Origin of the sequence: Lysinibacillus sp. NPDC056232 (assembly GCF_042267565.1) — a bacterium.
Lineage (GTDB): Bacteria > Bacillota > Bacilli > Bacillales_A > Planococcaceae > Lysinibacillus.
This window is the reverse complement of the sequence record NZ_JBHJTF010000039.1, coordinates 1-25,159: the sequence shown is the minus strand read 5'-3', so window position 1 is coordinate 25,159 and position 25,159 is coordinate 1. Positions and strand designations below refer to the sequence as shown.

30 protein-coding genes are annotated in these 25,159 nt (G+C 36.9%); 19 read left to right on the top strand and 11 right to left on the bottom strand.

The window, feature by feature from the left end:
- Positions 1–78: 78 nt before the first annotated feature.
- Positions 79–204, bottom strand: coding sequence for a hypothetical protein (locus tag ACFCYJ_RS22130; protein ID WP_376077100.1), 126 nt, complete (start codon positions 202–204; stop codon positions 79–81).
- A gap of 39 nt (positions 205–243) precedes the next feature.
- Between ACFCYJ_RS22130 and ACFCYJ_RS22125 the strand changes: the two genes are divergently transcribed.
- The 5 genes from ACFCYJ_RS22125 to ACFCYJ_RS22105 all read left to right on the top strand — a co-directional run bounded on the left by ACFCYJ_RS22125 (position 244) and on the right by ACFCYJ_RS22105 (position 3,291).
- Positions 244–423: a hypothetical protein gene (locus tag ACFCYJ_RS22125; protein ID WP_376077098.1), complete on the top strand. Its 180-nt coding sequence runs from the start codon at positions 244–246 to the stop codon at positions 421–423.
- Positions 424–732: 309 nt separating this feature from the next.
- Entirely contained in the window at positions 733–1,161 is a 429-nt protein-coding gene (locus ACFCYJ_RS22120; RefSeq protein ID WP_376077095.1) for a DUF1641 domain-containing protein, read from the top strand.
- 50 nt (positions 1,162–1,211) lie between these two features.
- Positions 1,212–2,396: an NAD(P)/FAD-dependent oxidoreductase gene (locus tag ACFCYJ_RS22115; protein WP_376077092.1), complete on the top strand. Its 1,185-nt coding sequence runs from the start codon at positions 1,212–1,214 to the stop codon at positions 2,394–2,396.
- Positions 2,397–2,425: 29 nt separating this feature from the next.
- Complete coding sequence (locus ACFCYJ_RS22110; protein WP_376077089.1) at positions 2,426–2,575, top strand: hypothetical protein; 150 nt, start codon at positions 2,426–2,428, stop codon at positions 2,573–2,575.
- Between the two features lie 206 nt (positions 2,576–2,781).
- On the top strand, positions 2,782–3,291 hold the full coding sequence (locus ACFCYJ_RS22105; RefSeq protein WP_376077087.1) for a zinc-binding dehydrogenase: 510 nt from the start codon (positions 2,782–2,784) through the stop codon (positions 3,289–3,291).
- 270 nt (positions 3,292–3,561) lie between these two features.
- On the opposite strand, the gene pdxR is transcribed toward ACFCYJ_RS22105, so the two are convergent.
- A complete protein-coding gene (pdxR, locus tag ACFCYJ_RS22100; RefSeq protein WP_376077085.1) occupies positions 3,562–4,938 on the bottom strand; it encodes a MocR-like pyridoxine biosynthesis transcription factor PdxR in 1,377 nt (458 codons plus the stop codon).
- Positions 4,939–5,032: 94 nt separating this feature from the next.
- On the opposite strand from pdxR, the gene ACFCYJ_RS22095 reads away from it, so the two are divergent.
- Positions 5,033–5,623: a GNAT family N-acetyltransferase gene (locus ACFCYJ_RS22095; RefSeq protein WP_376077082.1), complete on the top strand. Its 591-nt coding sequence runs from the start codon at positions 5,033–5,035 to the stop codon at positions 5,621–5,623.
- 158 nt (positions 5,624–5,781) lie between these two features.
- On the opposite strand, the gene ACFCYJ_RS22090 is transcribed toward ACFCYJ_RS22095, so the two are convergent.
- The 4 genes from ACFCYJ_RS22090 to ACFCYJ_RS22075 all read right to left on the bottom strand — a co-directional run bounded on the left by ACFCYJ_RS22090 (position 5,782) and on the right by ACFCYJ_RS22075 (position 9,025).
- Positions 5,782–6,489, bottom strand: a complete 708-nt coding sequence (locus ACFCYJ_RS22090; protein WP_376077079.1) for an ABC transporter permease — start codon at positions 6,487–6,489, stop codon at positions 5,782–5,784.
- Positions 6,486–7,334, bottom strand: coding sequence for an ABC transporter ATP-binding protein (locus ACFCYJ_RS22085; protein WP_376077077.1), 849 nt, complete (start codon positions 7,332–7,334; stop codon positions 6,486–6,488). Before ACFCYJ_RS22085 ends, ACFCYJ_RS22090 begins: the two co-directional genes overlap by 4 nt.
- 148 nt (positions 7,335–7,482) lie before the next feature.
- Positions 7,483–8,439: a LytTR family transcriptional regulator DNA-binding domain-containing protein gene (locus ACFCYJ_RS22080; protein ID WP_376077075.1), complete on the bottom strand. Its 957-nt coding sequence runs from the start codon at positions 8,437–8,439 to the stop codon at positions 7,483–7,485.
- Positions 8,426–9,025: a dienelactone hydrolase family protein gene (locus ACFCYJ_RS22075; protein WP_376077072.1), complete on the bottom strand. Its 600-nt coding sequence runs from the start codon at positions 9,023–9,025 to the stop codon at positions 8,426–8,428. Before ACFCYJ_RS22075 ends, ACFCYJ_RS22080 begins: the two co-directional genes overlap by 14 nt.
- 230 nt (positions 9,026–9,255) lie before the next feature.
- On the opposite strand from ACFCYJ_RS22075, the gene ACFCYJ_RS22070 reads away from it, so the two are divergent.
- From ACFCYJ_RS22070 to ACFCYJ_RS22050, 5 genes are all read left to right on the top strand, one after another.
- The gene (locus tag ACFCYJ_RS22070; protein ID WP_376077070.1) at positions 9,256–10,089 is read left to right on the top strand and encodes an alpha/beta fold hydrolase; all 834 of its coding nucleotides are present in this window, start codon (positions 9,256–9,258) and stop codon (positions 10,087–10,089) included.
- A 203-nt stretch (positions 10,090–10,292) separates the two neighbouring features.
- Positions 10,293–11,009, top strand: a complete 717-nt coding sequence (locus ACFCYJ_RS22065; RefSeq protein ID WP_376077068.1) for a carboxymuconolactone decarboxylase family protein — start codon at positions 10,293–10,295, stop codon at positions 11,007–11,009.
- 13 nt (positions 11,010–11,022) lie between these two features.
- Positions 11,023–11,709, top strand: a complete 687-nt coding sequence (locus ACFCYJ_RS22060) for a CoA transferase subunit A (protein WP_376077066.1) — start codon at positions 11,023–11,025, stop codon at positions 11,707–11,709.
- A complete protein-coding gene (locus ACFCYJ_RS22055; protein ID WP_376077063.1) occupies positions 11,702–12,337 on the top strand; it encodes a 3-oxoacid CoA-transferase subunit B in 636 nt (211 codons plus the stop codon). The genes ACFCYJ_RS22060 and ACFCYJ_RS22055 overlap by 8 nt, the downstream gene beginning before the upstream one ends.
- Positions 12,338–12,348: 11 nt before the next feature.
- Positions 12,349–13,542 carry a thiolase family protein gene (locus ACFCYJ_RS22050; RefSeq protein ID WP_376077061.1) on the top strand — a complete coding sequence of 398 codons (1,194 nt, stop codon included), beginning with the start codon at positions 12,349–12,351 and terminating at the stop codon, positions 13,540–13,542.
- Positions 13,543–13,590: 48 nt separating this feature from the next.
- Here the strand turns inward: ACFCYJ_RS22050 and ACFCYJ_RS22045 are convergent, their stop codons facing one another.
- Complete coding sequence (locus tag ACFCYJ_RS22045) at positions 13,591–13,905, bottom strand: DUF3870 domain-containing protein (protein ID WP_370080839.1); 315 nt, start codon at positions 13,903–13,905, stop codon at positions 13,591–13,593.
- Between the two features lie 106 nt (positions 13,906–14,011).
- On the opposite strand from ACFCYJ_RS22045, the gene ACFCYJ_RS22040 reads away from it, so the two are divergent.
- The 5 genes from ACFCYJ_RS22040 (at position 14,012) to ACFCYJ_RS22020 (ending at position 18,809) form a co-directional block, all read left to right on the top strand.
- Positions 14,012–15,343 (top strand): short-chain fatty acid transporter, encoded by a 1,332-nt coding sequence (locus ACFCYJ_RS22040; RefSeq protein WP_376077058.1) that lies wholly within the window; start codon positions 14,012–14,014, stop codon positions 15,341–15,343.
- 163 nt (positions 15,344–15,506) lie between these two features.
- Complete coding sequence (locus ACFCYJ_RS22035) at positions 15,507–16,139, top strand: carboxymuconolactone decarboxylase family protein (RefSeq protein WP_376077056.1); 633 nt, start codon at positions 15,507–15,509, stop codon at positions 16,137–16,139.
- 15 nt (positions 16,140–16,154) lie between these two features.
- Positions 16,155–17,018 carry a 3-hydroxyacyl-CoA dehydrogenase NAD-binding domain-containing protein gene (locus ACFCYJ_RS22030; protein WP_376077054.1) on the top strand — a complete coding sequence of 288 codons (864 nt, stop codon included), beginning with the start codon at positions 16,155–16,157 and terminating at the stop codon, positions 17,016–17,018.
- Between the two features lie 36 nt (positions 17,019–17,054).
- Positions 17,055–18,131 carry a zinc-dependent alcohol dehydrogenase gene (locus ACFCYJ_RS22025; protein WP_376077053.1) on the top strand — a complete coding sequence of 359 codons (1,077 nt, stop codon included), beginning with the start codon at positions 17,055–17,057 and terminating at the stop codon, positions 18,129–18,131.
- A complete protein-coding gene (locus tag ACFCYJ_RS22020; RefSeq protein WP_376077051.1) occupies positions 18,132–18,809 on the top strand; it encodes a cyclase family protein in 678 nt (225 codons plus the stop codon).
- 110 nt (positions 18,810–18,919) lie between these two features.
- On the opposite strand, the gene ACFCYJ_RS22015 is transcribed toward ACFCYJ_RS22020, so the two are convergent.
- The gene (locus tag ACFCYJ_RS22015) at positions 18,920–19,744 is read right to left on the bottom strand and encodes a methyl-accepting chemotaxis protein (RefSeq protein WP_376077049.1); all 825 of its coding nucleotides are present in this window, start codon (positions 19,742–19,744) and stop codon (positions 18,920–18,922) included.
- 533 nt (positions 19,745–20,277) lie between these two features.
- On the opposite strand from ACFCYJ_RS22015, the gene ACFCYJ_RS22010 reads away from it, so the two are divergent.
- Both ACFCYJ_RS22010 and ACFCYJ_RS22005 read left to right on the top strand, forming a co-directional pair.
- The gene (locus ACFCYJ_RS22010) at positions 20,278–21,792 is read left to right on the top strand and encodes a DEAD/DEAH box helicase (protein WP_376077158.1); all 1,515 of its coding nucleotides are present in this window, start codon (positions 20,278–20,280) and stop codon (positions 21,790–21,792) included.
- 17 nt (positions 21,793–21,809) lie between these two features.
- Positions 21,810–22,589 carry a YqhG family protein gene (locus ACFCYJ_RS22005; protein WP_376077047.1) on the top strand — a complete coding sequence of 260 codons (780 nt, stop codon included), beginning with the start codon at positions 21,810–21,812 and terminating at the stop codon, positions 22,587–22,589.
- Positions 22,590–22,627: 38 nt separating this feature from the next.
- On the opposite strand, the gene ACFCYJ_RS22000 is transcribed toward ACFCYJ_RS22005, so the two are convergent.
- Both ACFCYJ_RS22000 and ACFCYJ_RS21995 read right to left on the bottom strand, forming a co-directional pair.
- Positions 22,628–22,948 carry an ArsR/SmtB family transcription factor gene (locus ACFCYJ_RS22000; RefSeq protein WP_376077045.1) on the bottom strand — a complete coding sequence of 107 codons (321 nt, stop codon included), beginning with the start codon at positions 22,946–22,948 and terminating at the stop codon, positions 22,628–22,630.
- Positions 22,945–23,370, bottom strand: a complete 426-nt coding sequence (locus tag ACFCYJ_RS21995) for an SRPBCC family protein (protein WP_376077042.1) — start codon at positions 23,368–23,370, stop codon at positions 22,945–22,947. The genes ACFCYJ_RS22000 and ACFCYJ_RS21995 overlap by 4 nt, the downstream gene beginning before the upstream one ends.
- Positions 23,371–23,548: 178 nt before the next feature.
- On the opposite strand from ACFCYJ_RS21995, the gene ACFCYJ_RS21990 reads away from it, so the two are divergent.
- Complete coding sequence (locus ACFCYJ_RS21990; protein ID WP_376077040.1) at positions 23,549–24,187, top strand: LysE family translocator; 639 nt, start codon at positions 23,549–23,551, stop codon at positions 24,185–24,187.
- Positions 24,188–24,368: 181 nt separating this feature from the next.
- Here ACFCYJ_RS21990 and ACFCYJ_RS21985 read toward each other — a convergent pair whose 3' ends face one another.
- Positions 24,369–24,581: a transcription initiation factor TFIIIB gene (locus ACFCYJ_RS21985; RefSeq protein ID WP_376077038.1), complete on the bottom strand. Its 213-nt coding sequence runs from the start codon at positions 24,579–24,581 to the stop codon at positions 24,369–24,371.
- Between the last annotated feature and the right edge of the window lie 578 nt (positions 24,582–25,159).

Below are 25,159 nucleotides of genomic sequence, written 5' to 3'. Positions count from 1 at the left end.
CAGGATGAAGGGGAAGTTTAAACAGACCAAATAAAAATCAAGTGTTATACAGAGATATTTAAAATTGTGGATGACATCTTATATAAGTTGATTGGGTGGAGGTTGGGGATTAGCAATAGAGGAACGAAGGCTAAAACCAACACATCCTGTGATAACCTCTTCGTGACCAACATCGCTGCCGCTTCGCTTTCGCGCAAAAAACATCTGTTGGCCCGAGACCCTGGAGCGAAGCGGATGTTTTCTGTGCGAAAGCGTAGTGCTAACGTAGCGGCAGCAACTAGGTTTTGTCTGTGCGAAAGCGAAGCGACAGCAACAACAAAGCGCCCCCAGCCGGAATGGAAATCAACCACACGTTATGGTAATGATCCTTCGAGCTCAAAAATAACAGTAGGGACAAAAAGTAAACTTAACTACGATATATAGTTACAAATCAATGAATTTTGAAAAGATTGTCGAAATTGTGATTTAGCTCATTGAAATAATGTACAAACAACCTTATAATGGAGGTTGTAACGTCACCAAGACAAGATAAGGATGGAATTATGATGCACTTTTTGCGAAATAAAGTTAACATTGTAATAACAAATTATACAAATTGTTATCCAGCTCTTGAGACTGGTGATTTGTAAGATATACGCGCTGTAACGACTGTTAAGAAGTGCCTTAATGGTCTTTTTTACATGGAAGCAATAAAATTAAAATAGTGATAGTGATGGCAAAGGAGAGTTCAAAATGTCAGAAACGAATAACCAAACACAGTCTGAACAATTAACTGTGAGTCAAGAACAACTGGATGTGCTAGATCAATTATTAAAGCCTGAGGTTCAGGAATCACTTACAACTTTAGTTGAACAATTACCTAAGTTAACTGAAATGATGACGTTATTAACAAAATCATATGAGTTTGCTCAAGCTGTTGCAACTGACGAAGTACTGAAAAATGATACTGTTGGTGCGGTATCAGAAATGGCAGGCCCAGTAGTAGGCTCAGCTAAAAATCTTGCAGCTACTGCAATTGAAGCGAAAGACCGTGCGTCTGAAAGCCAAGAAGTAATTGGTTTATTCGGTCTTATGAAAATGTTAAAAGACCCACAAGTTCAAGGTGTTTTCCGTTTTGTTAATGCTTTCTTACAAGTAAGCGCTGAACGTAAAGCTAAATAAGACTCGACTTGAGATATATTCAAAACGTAAGGACGGAGGATTAATTAATCATGTCAAAAGAAATCGTCATCTTAGGTGCTGGTTACGCTGGCGTTTTAACTGCATTAACTGCACGCAAGTATTTATCAGCTGATGAAGCTAAAATTACTGTTGTAAACCAATTCCCAACACACCAAATCATCACTGAACTTCACCGTTTAGCTGGTGGTACTATTGCTGAAGGTGCTGTTGCTTTACCACTTAAAAAAATCTTTAAAGGTTTAGATATTGATTTACAAATTGCTAAAGTAACAAAATTCAATGTAGACACTAAAAAAGTGGACCTAGACAATGGTTATACTTTAAATTACGATACTTTAGTAGTATCTTTAGGTAGCCAAACTGGATTCTTCGGTATCCCTGGATTAGAAGAAAACTCAATGGTACTTAAATCAGTGAACGAAGCAAACAAAATTAACAAACACATCGAAGACCGTATTAAAGCATATGCACAAACAAAAGACGAAGCAGATGCGACAATTGTTATCGGTGGCGGCGGTTTAACAGGTGTTGAGCTTGTTGGCGAAATCGTGGACAACTTCCCGAAAATCGCAGCAAAACACGGTGTTAACTTTGCTGATCTTAAAATCAAACTTGTTGAAGCTGGTCCAAAAATCTTACCAGTACTTCCAGATGTACTTATCCAACGTGCTACTGAAAGCTTAACAAAACGTGGTGTTGAATTCATTACTGGTACTCCTGTAACAGGTGTTGATGGTAATGTTATCGCTCTTAAAGATCGCGAATCAATCGTTGCCAATACACTTATTTGGACAGGTGGGGTAGCTCCACTTCCAATCGTAGGCGAGTCTGGCCTTGCTGCTGACCGCGGTAAAGCTACGATTAACGAGTTCTTACAATCTACATCTCATAATGATGTATTCGTAATTGGTGACGCATCTGTTGCATTACCAGCTGATGGCGGACGTCCGCTATACGCACCAACTGCCCAAGTTGCATGGCAAATGGGTGAGTGCGCTGGTTACAACCTATTCGCACAATACAAAAACCAAGAGATGAAACCTTTCTCTGCAATTAACTCTGGTACACTTGCAAGCTTAGGCCGTAAAGACGCTGTTGCGACTATCGGTGCTAGCAACACAGAACTTAAAGGTCTTCCTGCAACACTTATGAAAGAAGCGTCTAACATTCGCTATCTTACACACATTAAAGCGCTATTCGGCTTAGCGTACTAATAATTTAAGGGCATGAATCAATAGTAATATTGAATTCATGCCCTTTTTGTTTTATTAGGGTAGCTAGAGCGGCAGAAAAAATTAGAGCGACGAAAAGAAGAGCCAGAGCGACGGAAAGAACGGTCAAAGTGACGGATAGCAAGGCTAGAGCGACGGAAAGAAATCAAAGCGACGGATAGAAGAGTCAGGGCGGCGGAAAGAAGAGCCAGAGCGACGGAAAGAAGAGCCAGAGCGACGGATAGAAGAGTCAGGGCGGCGGAAAGAAGAGCTAGAGCGACGGAAAGAAATCAAAGCGACGGATAGAAGAGTCAGGGCGGCGGAAAGAAGAGTCAGAGCGACGGAAAGAACGGTCAAAGCGACGGATAGCAAGGCCAGAGCAGGGACGATGCTTATTCAAATGGCGAAAAAGCTAGGTGCCAAAAATATTATAGGCACAGTTAGTGATATGAAAAAAGCGACAATTGCCTATGAATTAGGTGCTCATCATGTACTGACATACGATGATTTTAGTGCGCAAGTCAATGAATATACAGATGGTCATGGGGTTAATATTGTTTTTGACTCCATTGCTGGGAATATTACGGAAGAGAGCTTTCACTGTTTAGCTCCGTATGGGACGCTAGTGCAATTTGGAAATAGTGGTGGTAAAGCAGGTAATATAAAAACATCTGATTTACATAATAGCTGCCGCAATGTGAAAGGTTTTAGCCTAGGAACGACTCGAGCTTCCAAGCCAGAAATGCTACAACAAGTTACTGAGGAGATGTTTGCATTGCTGAAGGAAGAAAGCTTCCAAGTACCAATTGCGAATATCTTTAAATTAGAGGATATGCAGAAAGCCCATGATTTGATGGAAAGTCGCCAGCATCAAGGGAAAATATTAATTAAAATATAACTGCATGAGTACCTTAAAAATGTAGTGGTAGGTGTAAAGAGAATTTTAATCAATGGTTTATTCCACTGATGATTAGTCTATGGGCAGTTAATCTCCCACTTAAATTCTATGTTTTTACTGAGGAAGTGGAGTCTTGTACTTGTCGCTTTGCTTTCAGTACATAAATTACTGCCCGTTAAAGCGGGATTAATATTGATTCAGCGATGAAAAGATGACTCTGATACGTACTGACAGAGTCATCTTTTTGATCTATAAAAGACTTTGACATAATTATGTTGGTGTGGAAGATTGCCAAACTGGTGCAAGTAACGCGATACCTTTTTTGATTTGTTCAAGGGTTAGCCCACCATAGCCCATAATGACCATAGCGTGTTTAGAGCCTTGCTGATAGGAGGTTGAACATGGATAGACTTTGATTCCTACCTCCTCGGCCAGTCTGATTGCCTCCTGTTCAGTAAGCCTTTTTGGTAACTTCATAACAATATGAAGCCCAGATTTTTCACCAATAACTTCGAACTCCATAGAAAAATTTGCGTTAATCGCAGCTAGTAATGTCTGTTGCTTTTTGCGATAAATAGTGCGCATTTTGGCTAAATGCTTATCGAATAAACCTTGAGCAATGAAATCGGCTAATACAAGCTGATCTATTTTAGAGACAACAGATTTTTGTTCTTGATTAAAATGAATAAAATCTTCGACTAACGATTTAGGCAAAATCATGTAACTTATGCGCAGCGAAGGGATAAGCGTTTTGGAAAAGGTTCCGAAATAAATAACGCGTTGCAGCTGATCCATTTTTGCTAATGAGGGGATAGGGAGCCCTTTAAAACGAAATTCTGAATCATAGTCATCTTCAATAATATATGCCTTCTCAGCAGTAGCCCATTGCAGAAGTTCTGCACGCCGTTCAACAGGCATGACCATCCCAAGGGGAAACTGGTGTGCGGGTGTTGTGTATAACATGTGGATGGATTCTTTCGGTATTGTTACCCCTAAGTTATCAACAGGAATAGCATGAGTTGTTAATCCACACTGTTGCGATGTTGCACGTACTCTTTTAAAGCCAGGCTCCTCTAAGCCAACTTGTGCTTTTTGGCCAAAAAAGTGACAAAGAGCCTGCAGCTGATTTTGTGTACCACTATAAACAAACACCTGGGATGCTTCACAAGTAACTCCTCTTGATCGTTCTACATAGTGAGCGATTTCCGTCCGCAATATTGATTCTCCTGGCCAAGGACTTGTTGTTAAATTATCCACATTGAAGTGCTTTTTCCACAGCTTATGCCAGCTGGAGAATGGAAAACCCTCCTTATCCACATGTCCATTATTAAAATCAAATTTTACAGTATATGTAGTTGGTGTTTTAGCTGTGGATATGTGCTGTTTTTGCTGCTGTCCCCATTCAAATTCAAAGGGCGCTATAAAATAGCCAGAGCGTTCCTTACTATAAATATAGCCTTCAGCTAGTAATTGCTCATATGCTTCCTTAATTGTATGGACACTAACGTCAAGCGTTTTAGCAAGTGCCCGTTTAGAAGGCAATTGCTCATGGGCTATCAGTTTCTTTCTTAAAATGGCCTGTTTTATTTCTTCGTAAATTTGCACGTATTTCGATGAATCTTCCGTAAATGAAATCGATAATTCCAAAATGTTGCACCTCCTGGTACGGTGTAGTTTTTGAAATTTGGTTCTATCTATCATATCAGAATTATCGTTATATATTAAAAAGGAGTGAAGCAAAATGAATTTTTTAGCGTTAGAAAATGAGGTTGTATTACTTAAGCCATTAGAACAAAAGGATAGGCAAGGAATATTAGAAGCTGGCAGTTATCCAGAGATTTGGTCACACATGCCCACAACAATAGAGAAGATGTACGATGTGAATAGATTTGTGGATAAGGCATTACTAACAAAGCGTGAAAAAACTGAGTTCCCGTTTGTAATTGTGGATAAAAAATCCGAACAAATCATCGGTTCGACTCGGTTTATGGATATTGATGAAACACATAAACGGCTTGAAATAGGTACTACATGGATTACACCAGCTTTTTGGCGTACTGCTATTAATACGAATTGCAAATATTTATTATTACAATACTGCTTTGAGGTATTAAATCTACAACGTGTACAAATTAAAACAGATCATGAAAATGTGCGTTCACAAAGGGCTATTGAACGCCTAGGAGCAACAAAAGAGGGGATCTTACGTAATCATATGGTGCGAAAGGATGGTACAACTCGTCATACTGTGATGTATAGCATTACTCTACAGGAGTGGCCACAAGTGAAAAAGCATTTGCAACAGTTATTAGTTGATTGTACTAAAAAATAATAATGGAGGAAATATTCTAGTTCATCGCCGAAAGTTGTGGATGCCATTTTGTTAAAACGTATGCCATGTGGATAAGTTGATTGAGGTGAGACTAGTCGATACCTTGGGGATCCAAGTAATGGTGAGGAGCCATTATTATATTAAAAAAAGAATGGTCATTAGTCGACCATTCTTTTTTTATAAATAAACCCTGCTACAATCCAAGTAGCTAGTGACCAAACAATGATTGTAGCCATTGGAATAATGACGTCCATTGTTGTGTATGTGCCTTCTAGAGACTCTGCTAATTGCGCCAATTGAGAGCTTGGTAACCACTCTGCAATTTTTAAAATAGGAAAGGCAGACGATAATGTTAGGGCAAAAGAGCCGAACGTGAAAATAAGGATAACAGGTAGAATGATAAGAGACCCTTCCATAACCGTTTTAGCGAATAATCCACATAATGTTCCTATTGCAATATAGAACACAGTCGAAAGTATTAAAGCAATAGCTAAGATGAAAATATTAGCTGGGCTATAGCCAACAATGAAAATAGTCAATGCTACAATTACCATTGTAAGGATAAAGACAAACAAGCTTTTACCTATTAAAATATCGCCAAGTGAAGCAGGGGAAAGCATGAGACTACGAAGTGTATTTTTTTCTTTCTCCTCTGCAATTAGACAGCATTGTACGTAGGTAGTCACCATAGAAAATGCCATATTTACTGTAAGGAGATAGATATTGATATTATTTCCACCCGTTTTATTAAAGAAAAATGCCATAACAAGCGGCAAAAGTACCATAATGGATACCGCATAGTTACGTGAAAATTCCTTATAATCCTTCATTAAAATAGCCTGAATACGTGTCATTGAAATGTTCATACTAAATCACTCCCTGTTATTTGCATAAAAATATTCCCTAGTGTTGGCTCGTTTGTATAAATGCGAGAAACTTCGTTAGATTGCATCCATTGAAACAGTTTTTCAGCATCCTGTTCTCCATTTTGAATGACTTCGCAAGCACCATTTTTTAATTCAACTGTAATAGATTCATCGCCAAACTCTTTTTTCAAATCCTTTGGCGCACCAATTGCTCGAATTTTACCTTTATGTAGGAAAGCTACACGATCACAAAGTATTTCGGCTTCACTCATATCATGTGTTGTTAAAAATATTGTCGTACCCATCTCGTTTAATTTACGCAAGCCATTATAAATATGCTGTGTATTAACAGGATCGAGTGCAGAAGTTGGTTCATCTAAAAATAATAATTCTGGCTTATGCATGATGGCACGTGCCAGCGTAACACGTTGCATCATTCCTTTAGAGAGCTGACTGATTTTCTTTTTACGATCAGCGTATAAGTTAACAAAATCCAACGCCTCTTTTACGGCTGATTTAGGTAATTGATATAAGTTACTGTATAGTAATAAATTTTCCTCGATTGAAAGTCGCGTGTATAGTCCGCTATTATCTGTTAAAATACCGAAGCGTTTACGATTATTACTTTGTTTCATCTCATTTGCTGGGCGGCCAAACAATAAAACGTCGCCTGCAGTTTTTTCAGTTTGTGCAGTTAATATTTTAATAGTAGTAGTTTTTCCGGATCCGCTAGGTCCAAGAAAGCCGAATATTTCTCCTTTTTGAATGGTAAATGAAACATCCCGTAATGCTGCTTCCTTATTAAATGTTTTTTTCAAATGCTGAACATCGATCACTGCGTTCATTTGAAAACCTCCCTGTGTTGTAGTTGATATCTACACTATAAAGAACAAAGGAGATCTCAACATTAAATTACAGGTGAAAGGCAGTAAAATGACCTTTAGTGGAGAATTATTTCAGCTGACAGGAGTCGTTTATTTCCTGGGAAATCTACTAAATTCCGAGTATTTCCTTTAAATCTGCGAGATTATTTTTCGACAAAGGTACTACGGTCTTTTCAGTGCCATTTAAGGCTAGACTGTAGCTATTACGAGTCCACGTAATGATTTCCCGTACCTTTTGTAAGTTAACAATATAAGAGCGATGACTTCTAAAGAAGCCGAACGGTGTCAATTTTTGCTCAAGCTCATTTAATGATAATGTACATGGATAGGCTTCACCTGCAACATATAGCGAAACAAGACCCTCAACACTTTCGATATAATCGATTTCAGGGGGATTAAATAAAATAATCTTATCATTTTTCTTTGTAGGGATTTTATCAAGTCGAATTGGTGCATTTTCAAAAGAGGGGGAAGATGGTTCTGTCTCATCTTCTTTAACATCTAATGCATGTAAGCCCAATGTATCCAGTCTATGAACTTCTGTACTCGAAATAATTAAATCCTCAAGATTGTTAGATAGTAAAATGACTGTTTTATTCTGTTTTTGAAGGGTATCCAATAGCTGAATGACTTTTTGCTTGGAAAACTCATCTAAGTTTTGGAATGGTTCTTCTAAAACATGTATCTGTGCCTGATTGAGATATGTAAAAATCAGTTTTAAACGTTGCTTTTCTCCATTTGAAAGCTTGCTTATTTTAGTGTTCTTTTGCTCCGTTAAAGCGAATAATTTTAATAGATCCTCCATCTTTTCAGAAGAAGCATTGAAAAGCTTTAAGCAAAAGTTGATATATTCTCGAGCCGTCAGTCGCTCATACAAGGCATTTTCACGAAAATGTGTATACGTATTACTTTGCTTAGTAAACCATTGTGTTAATGTATGTATTTTTGACACATCCGTATAGATGCCAATAATAATGCCAGGCTGCATAGAAAGGTGAAAGTTTGGATATATAACATTTCCTCCTTCTATATAAGGGTCAATAATTATGCTTTCATTTTGGTTCATTACATAGTCCTCCTTGTTTAATATCGAAAAATTGCGAGATTTCAGCCTGTGATTGTAAATAACTGCCATGATTGTAGTTTGAATTATTGGAGTCCATAAAACCATGCTGACCTAGATATTGTCTCGTGTGAACAGCTGGTAATGTATCGAGTGTTTCCTTTAATTCATGGACATCAAAGCTTTTCTCATGACTTGGTAAAATAACAAGTGTTGGACAAGAGGGGTTTACATCTAGGTATTGGCGAATGCGTGAACCATAAACGCAAACGACTCCTTGTAATGGCAGCTCTGATAGTCTCCAAGCTAATGTTGCACCTACACTAAATCCGATTAACAGCACTTCATCATAATGTGTCATAGATTCTAGTATTTTTCCAGTTAGTTTATCGAGAGGAACATCAAAGCCAACATCATTTATGAAATACTCATAGGCTTCCTGCTCTTGTTCATATGGAAATATTCTATTGTCTGAATATAAAGAAATGCACTCAACGGTAGTGTTGGCGTTACTGTATGCTTCAACTTGCATTTTTATAAAATCGTTGACTCCATAAATCTCATGTGAAATAAATACTTTTCTTTTCATGTTGACCTCATATTTGCTTTTTTTAATAGTGTACCAAAAAAGTAATCATATCGTATATTTTGGTATTTATGGGCATTGTCTTATTATATTTAAATAATTAATTTGGTGATATAAACCTAATTTTTGATCCTATAAATCAAGTGTTTTAAAACTAGAAATAAAAAATTTTTTGACTTTTTTAAGCTTAAGGTGTAAAACTAGCTTTAACTTTTACAAGGAGGGTGATGGAAATGAGATACCAATCAGTCGAAGTGAATGATAGTCTATTATATTTTGCAGATTATCCAGGTGAGAAAGGCACTATTATAGCGGTTCATGGATTAACTGGTAACCATATGCAATTACATTATTACGCAGAGCTATTAAAGGGCCAATATCGTTTTATATCAGTTGATTTAAAAGGTCGAGGCAATAGTGCGCCTGCTTCAGAGAATACAAGTATAGAGTCACATACACTAGATGTCTTAGCATTGATTGATCAGTTGAACATCGAACAGCCGATTTTACTGGGCTATTCAATGGGGGCGTTTATTATGGCGAACGTCGCTAGTAAACGCAGTGATATCAAAGGAGTAATTTTACTTGATGGTGCAGCAACCTGCACGGATCACCAACGTCAAATCGTCGAGCCTTCACTTGGCCGAATAAGTAAACATTACGAAACACCCGAAGCATATATCCAGGAAATTAAAGAAATCTACGGGCGCCTTGGTGTTGAGTGGACTGACCACTTAGCCAGTGTAGGATGTTATGAAATTGTAGAAAAAGATGGTCATTGGGAAAATAAATCTGACGAAGAAAGAATACGCCAAGATTTCCAAAGCTTTTATGAATATAGGCCAGAAGAGGTTTTCAAAGATGTAATGTGTCCAATTCTATTAATTCATTCAACTAAACAAATTGGAGCGATGCCTCCATTATTTTTAGTTGAATCCTATATCGATACACTGAAAAATGCCAAAAACATTTGGAAATATACTTCTGATAGCAATCACTACACATTGGTTTTCGAAGAAAGAAAAGATGTAAACCTAGTAATCCAGCGTTTTTTAGAAAACCTATAAAAAAAGTAGTTGCATATTTTGAAATTTTGTGTGAATAATGAATTAACAAATTAATTGCCTATCGAGCAGCCGTAGAAAAATGGCCTTTTTCTACTTCCCTGCTTGACTGTTGGCTACATTTTTTCTGAATGTACGGTAATTTCCGTGCTTTAGGGAAAGTGTGGCCTTTTTTTATTCAAATAAATATAAAGGGGAGTTACTAGATGGTAAAAGGCTTAGAGTATTTCAAAAAAGTTTATGATGTTGTACCGGGATGGGTGCAAAAAATGCACGATTATAATCCTGCAATGCTAGAACATTATACAGCGTTGCGAGGTATAGCCATGGCACAAGGAATCCTTTCTGTGAAGGAAAAGGATATTTTGCTAGTCGGCATGAATGCAGCAAGGCAATATGTACGTAGCATGGTGTATCACACTAAAGGAGCTATTGATGGTGGTGCTTCACTAGAAGAAATAATTGAATACTTACTTGTAGCATTTAACTACGGTGGAGAAAGGGCATTGCAAACTGGCTTGCAGTCATTTGAATATGCATTAGAACTAACAAATACGGGTGCTGATAAGCTTTCCCATGAAGCGTCAGCAATTGATATTGTGCGTTATTACAGTACATTTACATCGACAGAGAAGAGTAAAGCGTATTTTGCAAAATTACTTGATCTTTTTGCTGCAAAAGATGAAAACGCTTTAAAATCTGAGCTACTTAACAGCAATGTAGTATCGACAAAAATGAAATATATCCTTATGACAGGGATTTATACTACTGTTTTAAAAAATGAGGAAACAGATTATTGGGCGAAAAAATCACGGGATGTAGGTGTAGTAGAAGAGGAATTAGCAGAACTCGGCTACATTTGCCTATTAACCGCAGGCATTCCTGCTTGGTTTGAAATAAGTGACGCCCTGATTCAAAAATAATGGAGTGAGTACAATGAAAATTTATGATTCGGTAAAGCAAGCATTATCATGCGTAGAAAGTGGACAAACAATTATGGTGGGCGGATTTGGTTTAATAGGCGGTCCATTAACTTTAATCGATGCACTTGTTGAACTAGATGTAAATAATTTAACGATCATTAGTAATAACCTAGGGGAAAAAGGAAAAGGTCTTGGTAAATTACTAGAGCAAAAGAAGGTAAAAAAAGCGATTGGATCTTATTTTACTGGTAATCGAGATGTCGGTGATGCATTCCAACGTGGGGAAATTGAGATTGACCTATTGCCTCAAGGTACTTTAGCTGAATCGATTCGTGCTGGTGGTGCAGGAATCGGTGGTTACTATACAAAGACATCTGTAGGCACAGATTTAGCGAAGGGCAAGGAAACAAAAATCATTAACGGCGAGGAATATATATTTGAAAAGGCTCTGAAGGCTGATGTGGCCATTATTCGAGCGCATAAAGCCGATACATTAGGAAACTTGGTTTATTACAAAACCGCTCGTAACTTTAATCCTTTAATGGCGACTGCTGCGGAAACGGTAATTGTTGAGGTGGATGAAATTGTAGAAGCTGGTCAATTAAACAGTGATGAAATTATTACCTCACATCTATTTATTAATCGAATTATTGTAGCGAAAAAGATTTTAACGAAGGAGGGTGTAGTAGAGCATGGTTAATGAAATTCAGGAGCAAATAGCGAAAAGAGCTGCGAAAGAAGTACAAGATGGACAAATTATAAATTTAGGAATCGGTATTCCGACATTAGTAGAAAAGTACGTCGACAATGATAATGTTTACTTCCATACAGAAAATGGCATGCTCGGTGTTGTAAGTGTTGATGAGGAGGATATTGATCCAAATGTAGTGAATGCAGGGAAGATACCAGTCGGGGAAGCTATTGGGTCATCCTTTTTCAATAGTGCAGAGTCATTTGGAATGATCCGTGGTGGACATGTTGATGTAGCAATATTAGGTGTACTTCAAGTTGATGAGCATGCACGTATCGCAAACTGGGCGGTTCCAGGGAAAAATATTATCGGTGTTGGTGGAGCAATGGATTTATTAATTGGAGCTAAAAAGGTAATTGTCACAATGTCACATACTTCAAAGGACGGAAAGAGCAAGATTTTAAAGGATTGTACATTCCCGATAACATCAACTCGAAGCGTGGATACGATTATTACAGAGCTAGCCGTGTTTAATTACTTCGATGAACAATTACAGTTAGTTGAATTAATGCCAGGAGCTACGTTAGAGAAAGTAGAGGCAAATACGGAAGCAAGTTTCGTTATAGCGTTGAAATAGGAGGAGAAATCATGAGAGAAGTTGTTATTGTAGACGGTGTTCGTACTGCGATTGGTAAATTGGGTGGTTCATTAATAAATGAGACGGCAGATCTTCTTGGAGAGAAAGTCATCCGCACACTTCTAGAACGAACAAAGTTAGATTCAACACTAGTTGATGAGGTGATTTTAGGACAAGCAAAACAAAGTGCCGATCAATCGAATGTTGCACGTCTCGCCTCATTACGAGCAGAATTACCGATTACAGTGCCAGGTTATACGGTACATCGTCAATGTGGCTCTGGTCTACAAGCTGTTAATAATGCGGCTCAACAGATAGCCCTTGGCTATAGCGATATTATTATCGCTGGTGGAACAGAATCTATGAGTACATCTCCTTATTATTTACGAAATGCTCGTTATGGCTATGGTGTTGGAAATGCATCTATTTTAGATCCAAATACAGAAAGTCAGCCAGGGTCTCAACCATTTGAAGTATATGGAATTTCAACAATGGGAGAGACTGCAGAAAATTTGGTAGAAAAATATTCGATTTCGCGTGAAGAGCAGGATTCATTTGCACATCGAAGTCAAGAGCGAACAGCTCATGCAATACAAGAGGGATATTTTGTACAACAAATTGTCCCCTATGAAGTGAAAAAGGGAAAAACAGTGGACGTTTTTAAAATAGATGAGCATCCATTTTTAACGAGTGAGGAGAAGCTAGCAATATTAAAGCCTGTTTTCCGTAAAGGTGGTTCAGTCACAGCAGGGAATAGTAGTGGTCGTAATGACGGTGCATCTGCATTGTTACTAATGTCAAAGGAAAAGGCAGAAGAGTTAGGTTACAGACCGAAGGCAAAAATACTTGCACAGGCGGCAGCAGGGGTAGATCCGTCCATTATGGGAATTGGTCCAGTGCCTGCTACATTAAAAGCTTTAAAGCAGGCAAATTTAACAATTGATGATATTGATGTAATTGAGCTAAATGAAGCATTTGCAGCACAATCGATTGCGGTAATTAAGGAGCTTAATTTAGACATTAACCGAGTGAATCCTAATGGAGGCGCTATTGCAATGGGGCATCCTATTGGAGCAACAGGCGCCATTTTAATGACAAAGCTTATGCATGAGCTAGAACGAACAGGTAAACGTTATGGCCTAGTAACTTTATGTATTGCAGGAGGACTTGGTATTACTACTATCGTTGAAAACTGTCAGGCATAAATTTACACCGAGTAGTTTTAACTCGGTGCTAGACATTTAATGATCCTTTTAGATTTTTTCTAAATATCGTTTTTGTGCAGATTTTAAAGCAACTGCGACGGAGCCACTTGAAGGCGCATAATAGTGTTCATCGATACGCTGGATTAATTCATCTAGGTTGGCTGTAAGATCAAAGCCAATAAGCATACGTTTAAAAAAATCCTGTGCAAGACCTGTAATAAATGTGAATTCTGCATCAATAATTTGATGAGTTTCTTTATCTATTTCTAAAACAATGCCAGCATGTTTGTACACCTCGTACATGGACGTGCCCTGGGGTGCTTTAGCATAAGCAGTCACTAATATACTAGTTAATTTTTGCAAGGAAATGACCTCCAAAATGTATAGTTGTGATTATATTTTACCATGTTTTATCGTTTAGAGGCACTTCCCGAAAATTACTTATAGTACACATCGAGGGGGAAGTAGTATGGAAAAGTTAACGAATTTTTTCACAGAAATCATGAGAAAGTATTTGCCAGATCCATTTGTATTTGCAATTGGACTTACATTATTAACATTTGTTTTGGCACTAGTCATTGAAGATATTAGCTTTGTAGATTTAACTTCGGCTTGGGGTGGCGGTTTCTGGGATTTACTAGCATTTACAACACAAATGGCTGTTATCCTTGCAATGGGTTATGTACTAGCAACAGCACCTATTACTGATAAATTTTTAAATAAAATTACGAGTATGGTTCATACACCGAAAATGGCAGTAATTGTGGCAACGCTTGTTGGTGGTATTGGTAGTTATTTAAACTGGGGTTTTGGTTTAGTAATCGGTGGGATTATTGCAAAAAAATTAGCTTTAAAGGTTAAAGGGGTTCACTATCCGTTAATTATTGCAGCAGCTTATTCTGGTTTTACTCTCTATGGTTTAGGTTTGTCAGCATCTATTCCGATTTTAGTTTCAACACCTGGTCACTTTTTAGAGGATTCAATGGGCCTGATTTCTCTTTCTGAAACAATCTTTAGTGTGCCAATGATTTTAACGTCAATAGTGCTTTTAATTACATTGCCTTTATTTAATGCGATGTTACATCCAAAAAATCCGAGTAATGTGATTGAAATTGATCCTGCATTATATGCAGATCAGCCGAAAGCAAAATTAAACTTACTAGAAGAAAATACATTAGCAAATAAATTAAACAATAGCCGTATTCTAGCATACGCAATTGGTGCAATTGGTTTAGTTTACATTGTTATCTATTTCGCGAATGGTAATTCGTTAAACTTAAATATTTTAAACTTTATTATTTTATTCTTAGGAATTATTTTATTAGGAACACCTGCACGCTATGTTGAGCATTTAGCAGATGGTATTAAAACTATTTCAGGGATTTTGCTTCAATTTCCGTTCTACGCAGGTATTATGGCGATTATGGCTGCATCTGGTTTAGTGGATACAATTGCTAAAATCTTTGTAGATTTATCGACAGAACATTCTTTACCGTTTTGGGGATTAATAAGTTCCTTCTTTATTAATTTCTTTGCTCCTTCAGCTGGTGGACACTGGACAGTTCAAGGGCCATTTATGATAGAGGCAGCCAAGGAGTTGGGAACATCATTATCAGAAACATCCATGTCCGTTATGTTAGGGAATGCATGGAATGATTTAGTTCAACCGTTTTGGATTTTACCAGCATTAGCATTATCTCGATTAAAGCTAAAAGATATTATGGGCTTCCTTGTTGTGATTATGTTCTTTGTAGGGATTATTTTCATTATCGCTACTTTAGCTTGGTCATATTTATTTTAACTTCTAAACATCCGCTGAAAGAAGTTAAAGGTCACGGAATCAGCTTTATGCAAGCATAAAGCCGATTCCGGACGCAATTATGCCGAGGCATAATTGATTAGTTTGAAGGTTGCCTATTGGGTTCCTTATTAAACGGCTCTAGCTAGTGTAGAGGAGGATATGAATGTCCATCATATATCAAGCTTTATTGAAAGAAGGAAAATTAACAAGAAAAGAAAAATCATTATTATTGGTTGGTATATTTGCAGCGAGACGTGAAGAAAGGGAGATGTTGTATTTCGTTGAGCATGCCGTTAAGGAGGGTAATAGCGTAGCTGAAATTGCTGAATTGATTACATCAGCTATTATTTCTAGAGGTATTCCAACCTGGTTATCGGGGAATGAAGCTATATCCTATGCTATTAATCTTTCAAATGAAGAAATAATTCCCAAAATGCCGGAAGATAAAGTAATGATATTTTCCTCGCAACAGGAATGTATAAACTATTATCAATCTGAGTTTGATACTCTACCGACCTGGATTCAGAATTTAATTGATTATGCACCGGATACATTATTAAAGTATAGCAATCTTCGCACAACTTCTTTACGCAATGGAGCGGTTTCGCGATTGCTAAAAGAATTGCTATTATATGCGATTAATGTGTGTGATTCCTATGAAAAAGGCATTGCAATCCATAAATCAAATGCCTTATCGCTAGGGGCAAATACTGTAATTTTAGAAGAAGTTAAAGCTCTGTGTATTTATGTGGTAGGTATAAAAGTAATTTGGAGTGATACAGAAGGCAAAGCTTAAGATGGGGGTTTTATTATGCAAAAGATACTTATCGTTGGCGGGGGATTTATGGGCTCTGCGATAGCTAAATATTTAATGCAATATAATGTAAGCGTATTCTTATATGAGCCTAATGTGGATAGGGTACAACAGCTAAAGGAACAATCAGAATTGAAAAGTGTTACTTTTTTACAACAGCTTACAAAAATTGAGGACTTAACATATGTCATTGAAGCGATAATTGAAAATTTACAAGCCAAACAAAATTTATTTGAACAATTAGATTTAGTTTTTGCTGAAGATGTAATGTTTTGTACCAATACTTCAGGCTATCTTGTTAGTGATGTTGCTGAAAAAATGGTACATAAGGAACGTTTAATTGGGACGCATTTCTTTTCACCAGCAAATATAACACCTTTAGTAGAAGTTGTTCCTAGTCCATTTACGTCGAAAGAAAAAGCAAAAGCTGTTATGCAATTTTTACAAAGCATTAAAAAGAAACCTGTGTTACTAAAGCGAGAGATTAAGGGCTTTGTAGCAAACCGTTTACAAAGTGCACTTGCTCGGGAGGCAATGTCCTTAGTGGAGAAGGGCATCGTCACCGCTGAGGAACTGGACTTTATTGCAAAAATGAGCCTAGGAGTTAGGTTAGCAGATACTGGACCGCTTGAGCAGCGAGACATAAATGGATTAGATACACATTTTGCAATTGTTAATTATGTATACCCAACATTGGAGAATAGCACGAAACCACTTTCTATTCATTATGAAAAAATAAGTGCTAAAGAATTTGGCATGAAGTCTAATCGTGGCTTTTATGATTGGTCGTCGATTGATAAACAACAATATTTAGCGCAAAAGGAAAAGACATTAATAGACATTATTAAGTTAATTAAGTAAACACCTGTTGCTAAGTGTTTAAAAATAGAGCAGGAGATGATTAAAGCTATGGAATATCAAGCATTAGTAAAGTGCTCATCAAAGAAAAAAGATGTCCAATTTAAAACATATACTGTTCCCAAATTGAAAAATTATGAGTGTTTGTTAAAGGTAAATGCAATTGGAATATGCGGTAGTGATCTTCATATGTATGATGGTCATGGTGGCTATGATTGGATTCATTACCCACTCGTACTAGGTCATGAAGTAACAGGGAAGGTTATTGATATGGGTGCTGATGTGGATCAAACATTAATAAATAAAAGAGTAGTTATCAACCCATATAAAAGCTGTGGAGTCTGTGATTTTTGTAAGCGTGGCGAAACAAATTGCTGTGATTTCAATGATTATAAGTTTATTAAAACACCTACTGAGGCATTACGCTATGGATTCCGTGAGGCTGGTGGTATGGCAGAGTATATGGTAGTAGATAGCAAAAACATTATTACAATAGATGATACTGTTTCAGATGAGGTCGCAGCTATTTCAGAGGCTTTAGCAGTAAGCTATACAGCGGTGTTGAAAATTCATGAATATAAGAAAAAATCCATTTTAGTAATTGGTCCGGGGCCGATTGGATTAGGAGTTGCAGCTATATTAGTCGGAGTGGGTAATAAAGAAACTCATATGTTAGGTGTACCGCAGGATGAAAATCGTCTACGGCTTGCAAAAGATATAGGTGTACAAGCAACGTTCACCTCATCAAAGGACTTAATTCATAAGGAGTTTTCAGGCTATGATGCTATTATTGACTGCTCTGGTCATCCTTCAATCCCAAATGAGGCAATTAGTTTACTAAAGCGAGGTGGTCAGCTTGTTCTTGTAGGTATTAATTCAGCCGAATTTTCCGTGCCAATGGATCAAATTGTACGTGGTGAAATTATGATAAAAGGAAGCTATGGTATTACTCAAGCGAATTATGAGGCAGTATTACAAATGGCAGCAAATACAAACTATCCTTTTCGTCAGTTAGTTGCACAGACGGTACCATTTAGCGAAAGCTTGCAGGGCTTTGAAAGTGCATTAAATAAAGTGAGTGGAAAAGTTGTAATTGATTTAAAGGGGGAAATGTAGATGAAAATTATCGATTTAACATTAGAAATATATGATGGATTAGTTTCCTATACATCACATCCACCAATTGCTATTCAAGAGGAATCAACTTTTGAAAATTCAGGTCATCGCTATGTGGCACCGTGTGAAGGATTTGAATCTCGCTTTTTACGTATGTCTGATCATAGTGGAACCCATATTGATGCGCCAATACACTTTATCCGAGGTGGGGAATCTACCGCTGAAATGGATTTAACAAAAACATATGGTGAGGCAGTATTGTTAGATGTCTCCTCTTTTAAAGATCCATATGAACCAGTAACAGCAGAAATGCTAAAAAATGCCGAGCAAAGACAAGGGATAACGGTACAGCGGGGTGATATTGTACTCGTAAGAACAAGAACTGCTAATTGGGGTGAAGGGGACTTTTTTGCAGAGCATGCCTTCGCTACTTGTGCGGGTGACTGGTTACTTGAGAAGCAGGTAAAATGCATTGGCCTTGATTTAGCAAATATTGATGTACATGACAATATGAAACGAGAGGTGCATTTAAAGCTTTTAAGCGTTCCAATTTATATAGTAGAAAACCTGGTAAATCTCGAGCAATTACCTTTAAGTGGACGGTTTACATTTATGGCATTACCTCTAAAATTGAAAAATTCAACAGCTTCCCCAGTAAGAGCTATAGCATTTTTATAGAATAGGTGAATGTTTTAGTTCTTTGAAGTAACACTTAGGAAGACGCTTAAATACCACAAAAATAAAAGCTGTTCAGGTCCAAAAAAATGCGTTGAACAGCTTTTTAAAGTTTATTTCATTACGTTAGACATAAAACCCTTCATTTCCATACTAAGCGTATTAAGCTCATCAATAATTTCACTAAAGTCCTGAACAAGTTGTGCCTGTTCATTTGTGGCACCATTTATTTGAGTCATGTTTTGCTTTAAATTTTCAAGATTATGATTGATGCTTCGAAGTGAAGATTCAATGTTATCAGTAGCAGTAGTTGTTTCAGTAGAAAGCTTGCGAACTTCTTGTGCGACTATATTAAATCCGGCACCATGCTGGCCTGCTCGTGCTGCCTCAATCGATGCATTTAAGCCGAGTAGATTTGTTTGACGAGAAATACTTTTTATTAAATCGGTAATACCATTTGTTTTTTCAGCGTCTTCTAAAGCGAATTGTGTCTGTTTATTAATTTCCTCACTAGTCGCAGCTAGTTCCTCTGAATGAGAGGCAATTGTATGTACTTTATCCTGTAGGTTTTGGATAATATCATTCATAGTAAAAATATATTTCTCCATTTGGAGAGCATGGTCAATAGGTAATCCAAAGGCTAGCGCACCTACGATATGCCCATTTTCACGAATGGGAAAAGAAAATCCGTTAAAATCCACACCATAAACCTCTTTTGGTACAGGTGCATCCGTGCTTTTCCCTTTAAGTGGGAGATGTAAAATGGCATCATCTGAGTGAATTTTTTGTCCATTTTTATATCCAGCATCTAACCGTTTCCCGGGTAAATAAACAACAATGCTCTCACTTTCTTTATCTACTAATGCCATCATGGCTTCACCCTTCATAGCTAAATGAATGTAAGGTAATGACGCTGATAATACTTCAATAATATTCATAGTAACCTCCTCGGTTTATGTAAGCTCTGTTAGCATAATCTCGCCATTCTAAAAAAACGTAATTTTTTGGAAAGTAATACTACTTTAATTGTATGTAAAAAGGAAGAGAATAAAAAGACTATCTTAATACCATTATCCTTTTAAAAAGTACGAAATTAAGATTTTATATGTTTAATTTGCTTAAAAGGGATTGGATTTGCATGGTAACGAATATTGCAGGCGCAGGCAATCATGGAGTATACATAAAAGAACTTTGCAAAAAATAATACGGTATTAAATACAACATAGAGTGCAGAAAGTTAACATATTTATTTGACAAAGAATTGGAGTAAGTCCTAGTTATGAACTTCGAGTATAAGCAAAGAAGGGTATATGGTTTTATTACTTTAGCTGTGTGTTTTTTTAAAGGGACAAGTTTATCACCTACTCGTTTTGCCGGAGCATAGTTTGCTTTTTAGTTATTCTTTCGTAAAAGCTTAACATAGCTTTTTCTTTTTTGGACAACCTAAACTTAGAAATAATGGCATGAGGTGATGATCGTGAAAATAGAAAGGTCGTCCGAATGGGAAGAAGGCTTTATCAATAAACTGAATGAACTTGAAAAATGGGATAGCTGGACATTGTACAAGATGAATTATGACATTGTGAAAATGAAGTTAATTCCTGATTTCACAGGTTTACAGGCGACAAAGTATTTACCAAATTTAAAACCGCTTAAGCACCAGTTGGAAGCGGCAGAAACAGTCATTGAACGTATGAATGGAAAGGCGATTCTGGCTGATGAAGTAGGTCTTGGTAAAACAATTGAAGCAGGTTTAGTTTTAAAAGAATATCTGATTCGGGGTCTCGTTAAAAGAGCGTTAATATTAGCTCCAGCATCTCTTATTAATCAGTGGATTGAAGAATTAAATATCAAATTCCACATTCCGGCAATCGCTTATAAAAAAAATGTGCCGATTGAGCGCTATGATGTCGTTATTATGAGTATGGATACGGCAAAGAAAAGTCCTCACAAAGAGCGTATTTATGAGCAGGATTACGACATGATAATTATCGACGAGGCTCATAAACTAAAAAATCATAAAACCCAAATTTATGAATTCGTACAAAGCTTAAAGAAAAAGTTTTGTTTATTATTAACAGCTACACCGATTCAAAACGATGTTTTTGAATTATTTTATCTTATTTCTTTACTTAAGCCTGGTCATCTTGGAAATTATGATACATTTCAATCTGCATTCTCGGCAAGTAAGCATGATTTAGAGCATAATGATTATTTAAAGGAATTAGTGAATCAGGTGATGGTGAGGAATAGGAGGGAGGACACGGGTATTGAATGGACAAATCGCCGTGTTCAAATTGTTCCTATCCAATTTACGAAAGAAGAAGAGGAAGTTTATAATCTGCTCGGAACGCTTCAAAATACAGCCTCTTTTTCAATGATTACATTGCAGAAGGAAATGTGTAGTAGCAAAGAAGCAACAGGCTTAACATTATCTAAAATGCTTGAAGACAATGAGCAACCACAAGAAATTGAAGAAATACTAGCAAAATTAATGGCCTTAGAAGTGAATTCAAAGGCGAAAAAGACACTTGAAATAATCGAACAGGCCAAGGATAAAGTGATTATTTTTACAGAGTATAGAGCTACTCAAATTTATTTGCAATGGTATTTACATTCTAACGGTATAACGAGTGTCCTATTCAACGGTAAATTCAATAAAAGCAAACGTGATTATATGAAGCTTCTTTTTAAGGAAAGGGCACAAGTTTTAATCGCAACAGAGGCAGGCGGTGAGGGGATTAACCTTCAATTTTGTCATCATGTCATTAACTATGATTTGCCCTGGAACCCTATGAAGCTAGAGCAACGGATTGGTCGTGTGCATCGATTAGGGCAAGAGCATGATGTTCATATTTATAATTTGGCTATAGCCAATACGATTGAAGAGAATATATTAGCATTACTTCATACGAAAATTGATGTTTTCGAAAAGGTAGTCGGCGACTTAGATGCGATTCTATCTAACTTTAAAGAATCTGTATAGTGTAAGGGAGAAGAACTATGTATCCACAGCAAGTTCATAGTTATTTACGACAATTTTTTATTGAAAATGATTGCCGTATTGTAGGAGAAGATCAACATTATCTCACGGTACAATTAACAGTTGATATCGATAAAAGAATAATGAATCGCCCTTTTTATTGGCAATACGTAGAAGCTACAAATAGTGAGGCAAATCCAGCCCAAGTAACGTTCATTACAAATCAAACTGCATCGGCTGGGAGCCTTTATGGTGAAGTTATTCATTTCGGTTCTCCGAGAATGAGCCAGCTTTTTCAAGCAACAAGGGATCTAGGAGCGTATGTTCAGCTTTTTGAGAAGGTGGATAGCGCAATAGGTCAAGTTATCCTTACTCCATGGCTAGGTGTTAATTTTAAAGTGTCGTATTGCTGCGACCAAACGAAAGAAATGCTTTATTCATTTGGCATAAACTTGCTAACTGGAATCATAAAAGAGGAATTTCAAGAGACAATATGTACATCTGAATTTGACACTGTTCCAGCAGACAATGCTTTTCATGTGCAATTTATCATTAAGCCCGTTAGAGCACTTGAAAGATTAAATGCTACTATTGAAAAGATCATTGAACGAGATGATCATTCATGGGCTACTGAAGCAAAAAAACGATGGCAACGTGATCAGCGAGTACTCGATTATTTTTATGAAGAGGAAGATGACAAACCAGAATGTTATGATATTGAAAAGAAGGCTTTAGAGGAACAATACGATACAAAAATTAAAATAGAAATTATTAATGGTGGATTATTTTATCTTTATTAAACGAGGAGCTGTCTTTACTAAGGACAGCTCCTTTCCATTTAATTCTCTTCAAAAATACTTTGTAGTTGTGCCAATTTATTATCCCAAAATAAATCAAAGTACTGTAGCCAATCTTCAATCTCTTTTAGTTTTTCGGCATGTAATGTGTACACTTTTTCTCGTCCCTTTTTCTGGGCGGAGACTAGCTCAGCTTGTTCTAAAACTTTTAAATGCTTCACGACAGCAGTTCGGCTTATAGAAAAATTCTCAGAAATAAGTGAGATCGGTTTATCACTTGAGGCGAGTAGCTGTAGGACATGACGTCTTGTTGGATCAGCGATTGCTTGAAAAACATCATACTTTACAGCAAGCGGTGTCATTGTGATTCCACAACTTCTTTTAATTTTTTGCCGACAAGCATTGTCCAGCCGCCATCCATTGTTGTACGAATAGCTTCAGCAGGCATGTTAGCTTTAGGAATGATATGCGAAGCTTCTTTCCAGCCACCATGAGTTAACGTAAATTCTGTTTGCTCACCAACTTCTTTCAGTTCAAAAGTGACAAACCATCCATCTGTATCCCATGCAAAACGAACAAAATGTGGAGCATCTACTTGTTCTACTCGACATGGTGAAGGACCAAACGGTGATTGTATTGTAAATTCATGACCTTCAACTGGCTCGAAATTATTTGGCATAAGCCAAGAAGCAATCTTTTCAGCGTCCGTTACTGTTTCCCATACTTTCTTGATCGGTGCATTGAGTGTAACTGTTTTAACGATATTCTCTAGTTTTTCAGTCATTTAAAATGAACTCCTTTACAAAAAAAATATAACCTTAAGGTGTTATGAATATATAACACCTTAAGGTTATATGTCAATTATAAATACATTGGATAAATTTTCACCATGTCTTTTTGTGTAGCCTCACTTATGTTAAAATTATTTTTATAATTTTCTGACTAAAAAGGAGGGCATTAAAATGGTGAATGTACCTGTCTTTTTATTAATGTGCATTTTATTAATTATTTTGCCTGGCCCGGATACGGCGATCGCAACAAAAAATACACTTACCGTAAGCAGAAAGGGAGGCATACAGACTTTACTCGGTTCGTGCTGTGGATTATTGATTCATACTTTTGCAGCGGTTGTTGGACTTTCAGCGATTATTGTAAAGTCAGCATATGTATTTGCCATTTTAAAATACGTAGGAGCGGTCTATTTATGCTATTTAGGTGCTAAAACTTTATGGACATTACGAGCAATACGTACACAGCCCCCTGTTGTACAAGACGAGACCCAAATTGATCATAAATATTCGGAGCGATCATGCTTTAAACAAGGCTTCTTAACGAATGTAACAAACCCAAAGGTAGCTGTCTTTTTTCTAACATTTTTACCTCAGTTTGTAGATGGCAAGAGCGGTACATTCATGCCGTTTCTGATCATGGGGCTTATTTATACTGCGTTAACAGGATTTTGGTTTGTATTTTATGTTTACTTGTTGGATAAAATTAGCGCATTTATGAAAAAGCCAACGACGAAAACTGTTATCGAAGGATTGACAGGTGCAGTGTTAATTGGCTTTGGCATTAAATTGGCATTAGAAAAAGCCCATTAAGATTTTATTAAAAGTCAATATATGATTTATATACTGCTTCACATTTTAATAAGTGGTTTAAAAGACAGAGTTGCTTTAGTACGAAAAAAATCCATACTATACTTATAACCCCGTTCTAAATTTAGGACGGGGTTATAAATATAGTTGTTTAAACTACACTAGAAAATCTTAATTTCTATTCTTATTTCCAATAAAGTGTACCCTTAAATTTCTCTGGCTTTTTTACATAGCTTTCAATAATAAATCCACAGTCTGTGCAAAGAATGTATTCAACAACTGAACCTATACTAGGCTTATTATCTGGGTATATAACTGCAGGCCCAGTATGCTTACCTTTCCCTAACTCCTGCCCACCACATTTTGGACATTCTATTACTTTCGTAGAATTTTTCAATTTGAAACCCTCCCCTTATACAGTCAACTATGTTCCTGATACATCCTAATATCTATTATTACGAATGACATGTAAATTAGTTTCATCTTATTGATATTTATCCTTTCTCTATTCCGATAACATTGCATAGCTTGTGCAAGCACTCCTCTTCTTCTGATGAAAGAGGAGGAGGGAAGAGTGAAGTGTCCTGTTCTAATTCAATATCTTTCGTTGATTGTATTTGGTCTACATATTTTTAAGAAGAAGGATTAGTAGAAAATGAAGAGAATTTATTACTAGATATGCTCATCACCAAAAGTTATGGATGATATTTGTTAAAACGTATGCCATATATAAGTTGATTGGAGTGGAGATTGGGCGACTCCTTGAGGATTAGCAATAGAGGAACGAAGGCTAAAACCATCACATCCTGTGATAACGCCTTCGTGACCAACATCGGTGCTGTTGCCGCTGCCGCTTCGCTTTCGCGCAGATAAAACCCTTTTGCTGTCGCTTCGTTGCACTACGCTTTCGCACAGAATGAAACCCTTTTGCTGCCGCTACGTTAGCACTTCGCTTTCGCGCAAAAAACATCTGTT

Excerpts from the sequence above, each read along its gene's own strand:
- ACFCYJ_RS22130 (WP_376077100.1), bottom strand. The coding sequence starts at position 204 with ATGTTTTTTGCGCGAAAGCGAAGCGGCAGCGATGTTGGTCACGAAGAG.
- ACFCYJ_RS22120 (WP_376077095.1), top strand. The coding sequence starts at position 733 with ATGTCAGAAACGAATAACCAAACACAGTCTGAACAATTAACTGTGAGT.
- ACFCYJ_RS22115 (WP_376077092.1), top strand. The coding sequence starts at position 1,212 with ATGTCAAAAGAAATCGTCATCTTAGGTGCTGGTTACGCTGGCGTTTTA.
- ACFCYJ_RS22105 (WP_376077087.1), top strand. The coding sequence starts at position 2,782 with ATGCTTATTCAAATGGCGAAAAAGCTAGGTGCCAAAAATATTATAGGC.
- ACFCYJ_RS22095 (WP_376077082.1), top strand. The coding sequence starts at position 5,033 with ATGAATTTTTTAGCGTTAGAAAATGAGGTTGTATTACTTAAGCCATTA.
- ACFCYJ_RS22090 (WP_376077079.1), bottom strand. The coding sequence starts at position 6,489 with ATGAACATTTCAATGACACGTATTCAGGCTATTTTAATGAAGGATTAT.
- ACFCYJ_RS22085 (WP_376077077.1), bottom strand. The coding sequence starts at position 7,334 with ATGAACGCAGTGATCGATGTTCAGCATTTGAAAAAAACATTTAATAAG.
- ACFCYJ_RS22080 (WP_376077075.1), bottom strand. The coding sequence starts at position 8,439 with ATGAACCAAAATGAAAGCATAATTATTGACCCTTATATAGAAGGAGGA.
- ACFCYJ_RS22075 (WP_376077072.1), bottom strand. The coding sequence starts at position 9,025 with ATGAAAAGAAAAGTATTTATTTCACATGAGATTTATGGAGTCAACGAT.
- ACFCYJ_RS22070 (WP_376077070.1), top strand. The coding sequence starts at position 9,256 with ATGAGATACCAATCAGTCGAAGTGAATGATAGTCTATTATATTTTGCA.
- ACFCYJ_RS22065 (WP_376077068.1), top strand. The coding sequence starts at position 10,293 with ATGGTAAAAGGCTTAGAGTATTTCAAAAAAGTTTATGATGTTGTACCG.
- ACFCYJ_RS22060 (WP_376077066.1), top strand. The coding sequence starts at position 11,023 with ATGAAAATTTATGATTCGGTAAAGCAAGCATTATCATGCGTAGAAAGT.
- ACFCYJ_RS22055 (WP_376077063.1), top strand. The coding sequence starts at position 11,702 with ATGGTTAATGAAATTCAGGAGCAAATAGCGAAAAGAGCTGCGAAAGAA.
- ACFCYJ_RS22050 (WP_376077061.1), top strand. The coding sequence starts at position 12,349 with ATGAGAGAAGTTGTTATTGTAGACGGTGTTCGTACTGCGATTGGTAAA.
- ACFCYJ_RS22040 (WP_376077058.1), top strand. The coding sequence starts at position 14,012 with ATGGAAAAGTTAACGAATTTTTTCACAGAAATCATGAGAAAGTATTTG.
- ACFCYJ_RS22035 (WP_376077056.1), top strand. The coding sequence starts at position 15,507 with ATGTCCATCATATATCAAGCTTTATTGAAAGAAGGAAAATTAACAAGA.
- ACFCYJ_RS22030 (WP_376077054.1), top strand. The coding sequence starts at position 16,155 with ATGCAAAAGATACTTATCGTTGGCGGGGGATTTATGGGCTCTGCGATA.
- ACFCYJ_RS22025 (WP_376077053.1), top strand. The coding sequence starts at position 17,055 with ATGATTAAAGCTATGGAATATCAAGCATTAGTAAAGTGCTCATCAAAG.
- ACFCYJ_RS22020 (WP_376077051.1), top strand. The coding sequence starts at position 18,132 with ATGAAAATTATCGATTTAACATTAGAAATATATGATGGATTAGTTTCC.
- ACFCYJ_RS22015 (WP_376077049.1), bottom strand. The coding sequence starts at position 19,744 with ATGAATATTATTGAAGTATTATCAGCGTCATTACCTTACATTCATTTA.
- ACFCYJ_RS22010 (WP_376077158.1), top strand. The coding sequence starts at position 20,278 with ATGATCGTGAAAATAGAAAGGTCGTCCGAATGGGAAGAAGGCTTTATC.
- ACFCYJ_RS22005 (WP_376077047.1), top strand. The coding sequence starts at position 21,810 with ATGTATCCACAGCAAGTTCATAGTTATTTACGACAATTTTTTATTGAA.
- ACFCYJ_RS22000 (WP_376077045.1), bottom strand. The coding sequence starts at position 22,948 with ATGACACCGCTTGCTGTAAAGTATGATGTTTTTCAAGCAATCGCTGAT.
- ACFCYJ_RS21995 (WP_376077042.1), bottom strand. The coding sequence starts at position 23,370 with ATGACTGAAAAACTAGAGAATATCGTTAAAACAGTTACACTCAATGCA.
- ACFCYJ_RS21990 (WP_376077040.1), top strand. The coding sequence starts at position 23,549 with ATGGTGAATGTACCTGTCTTTTTATTAATGTGCATTTTATTAATTATT.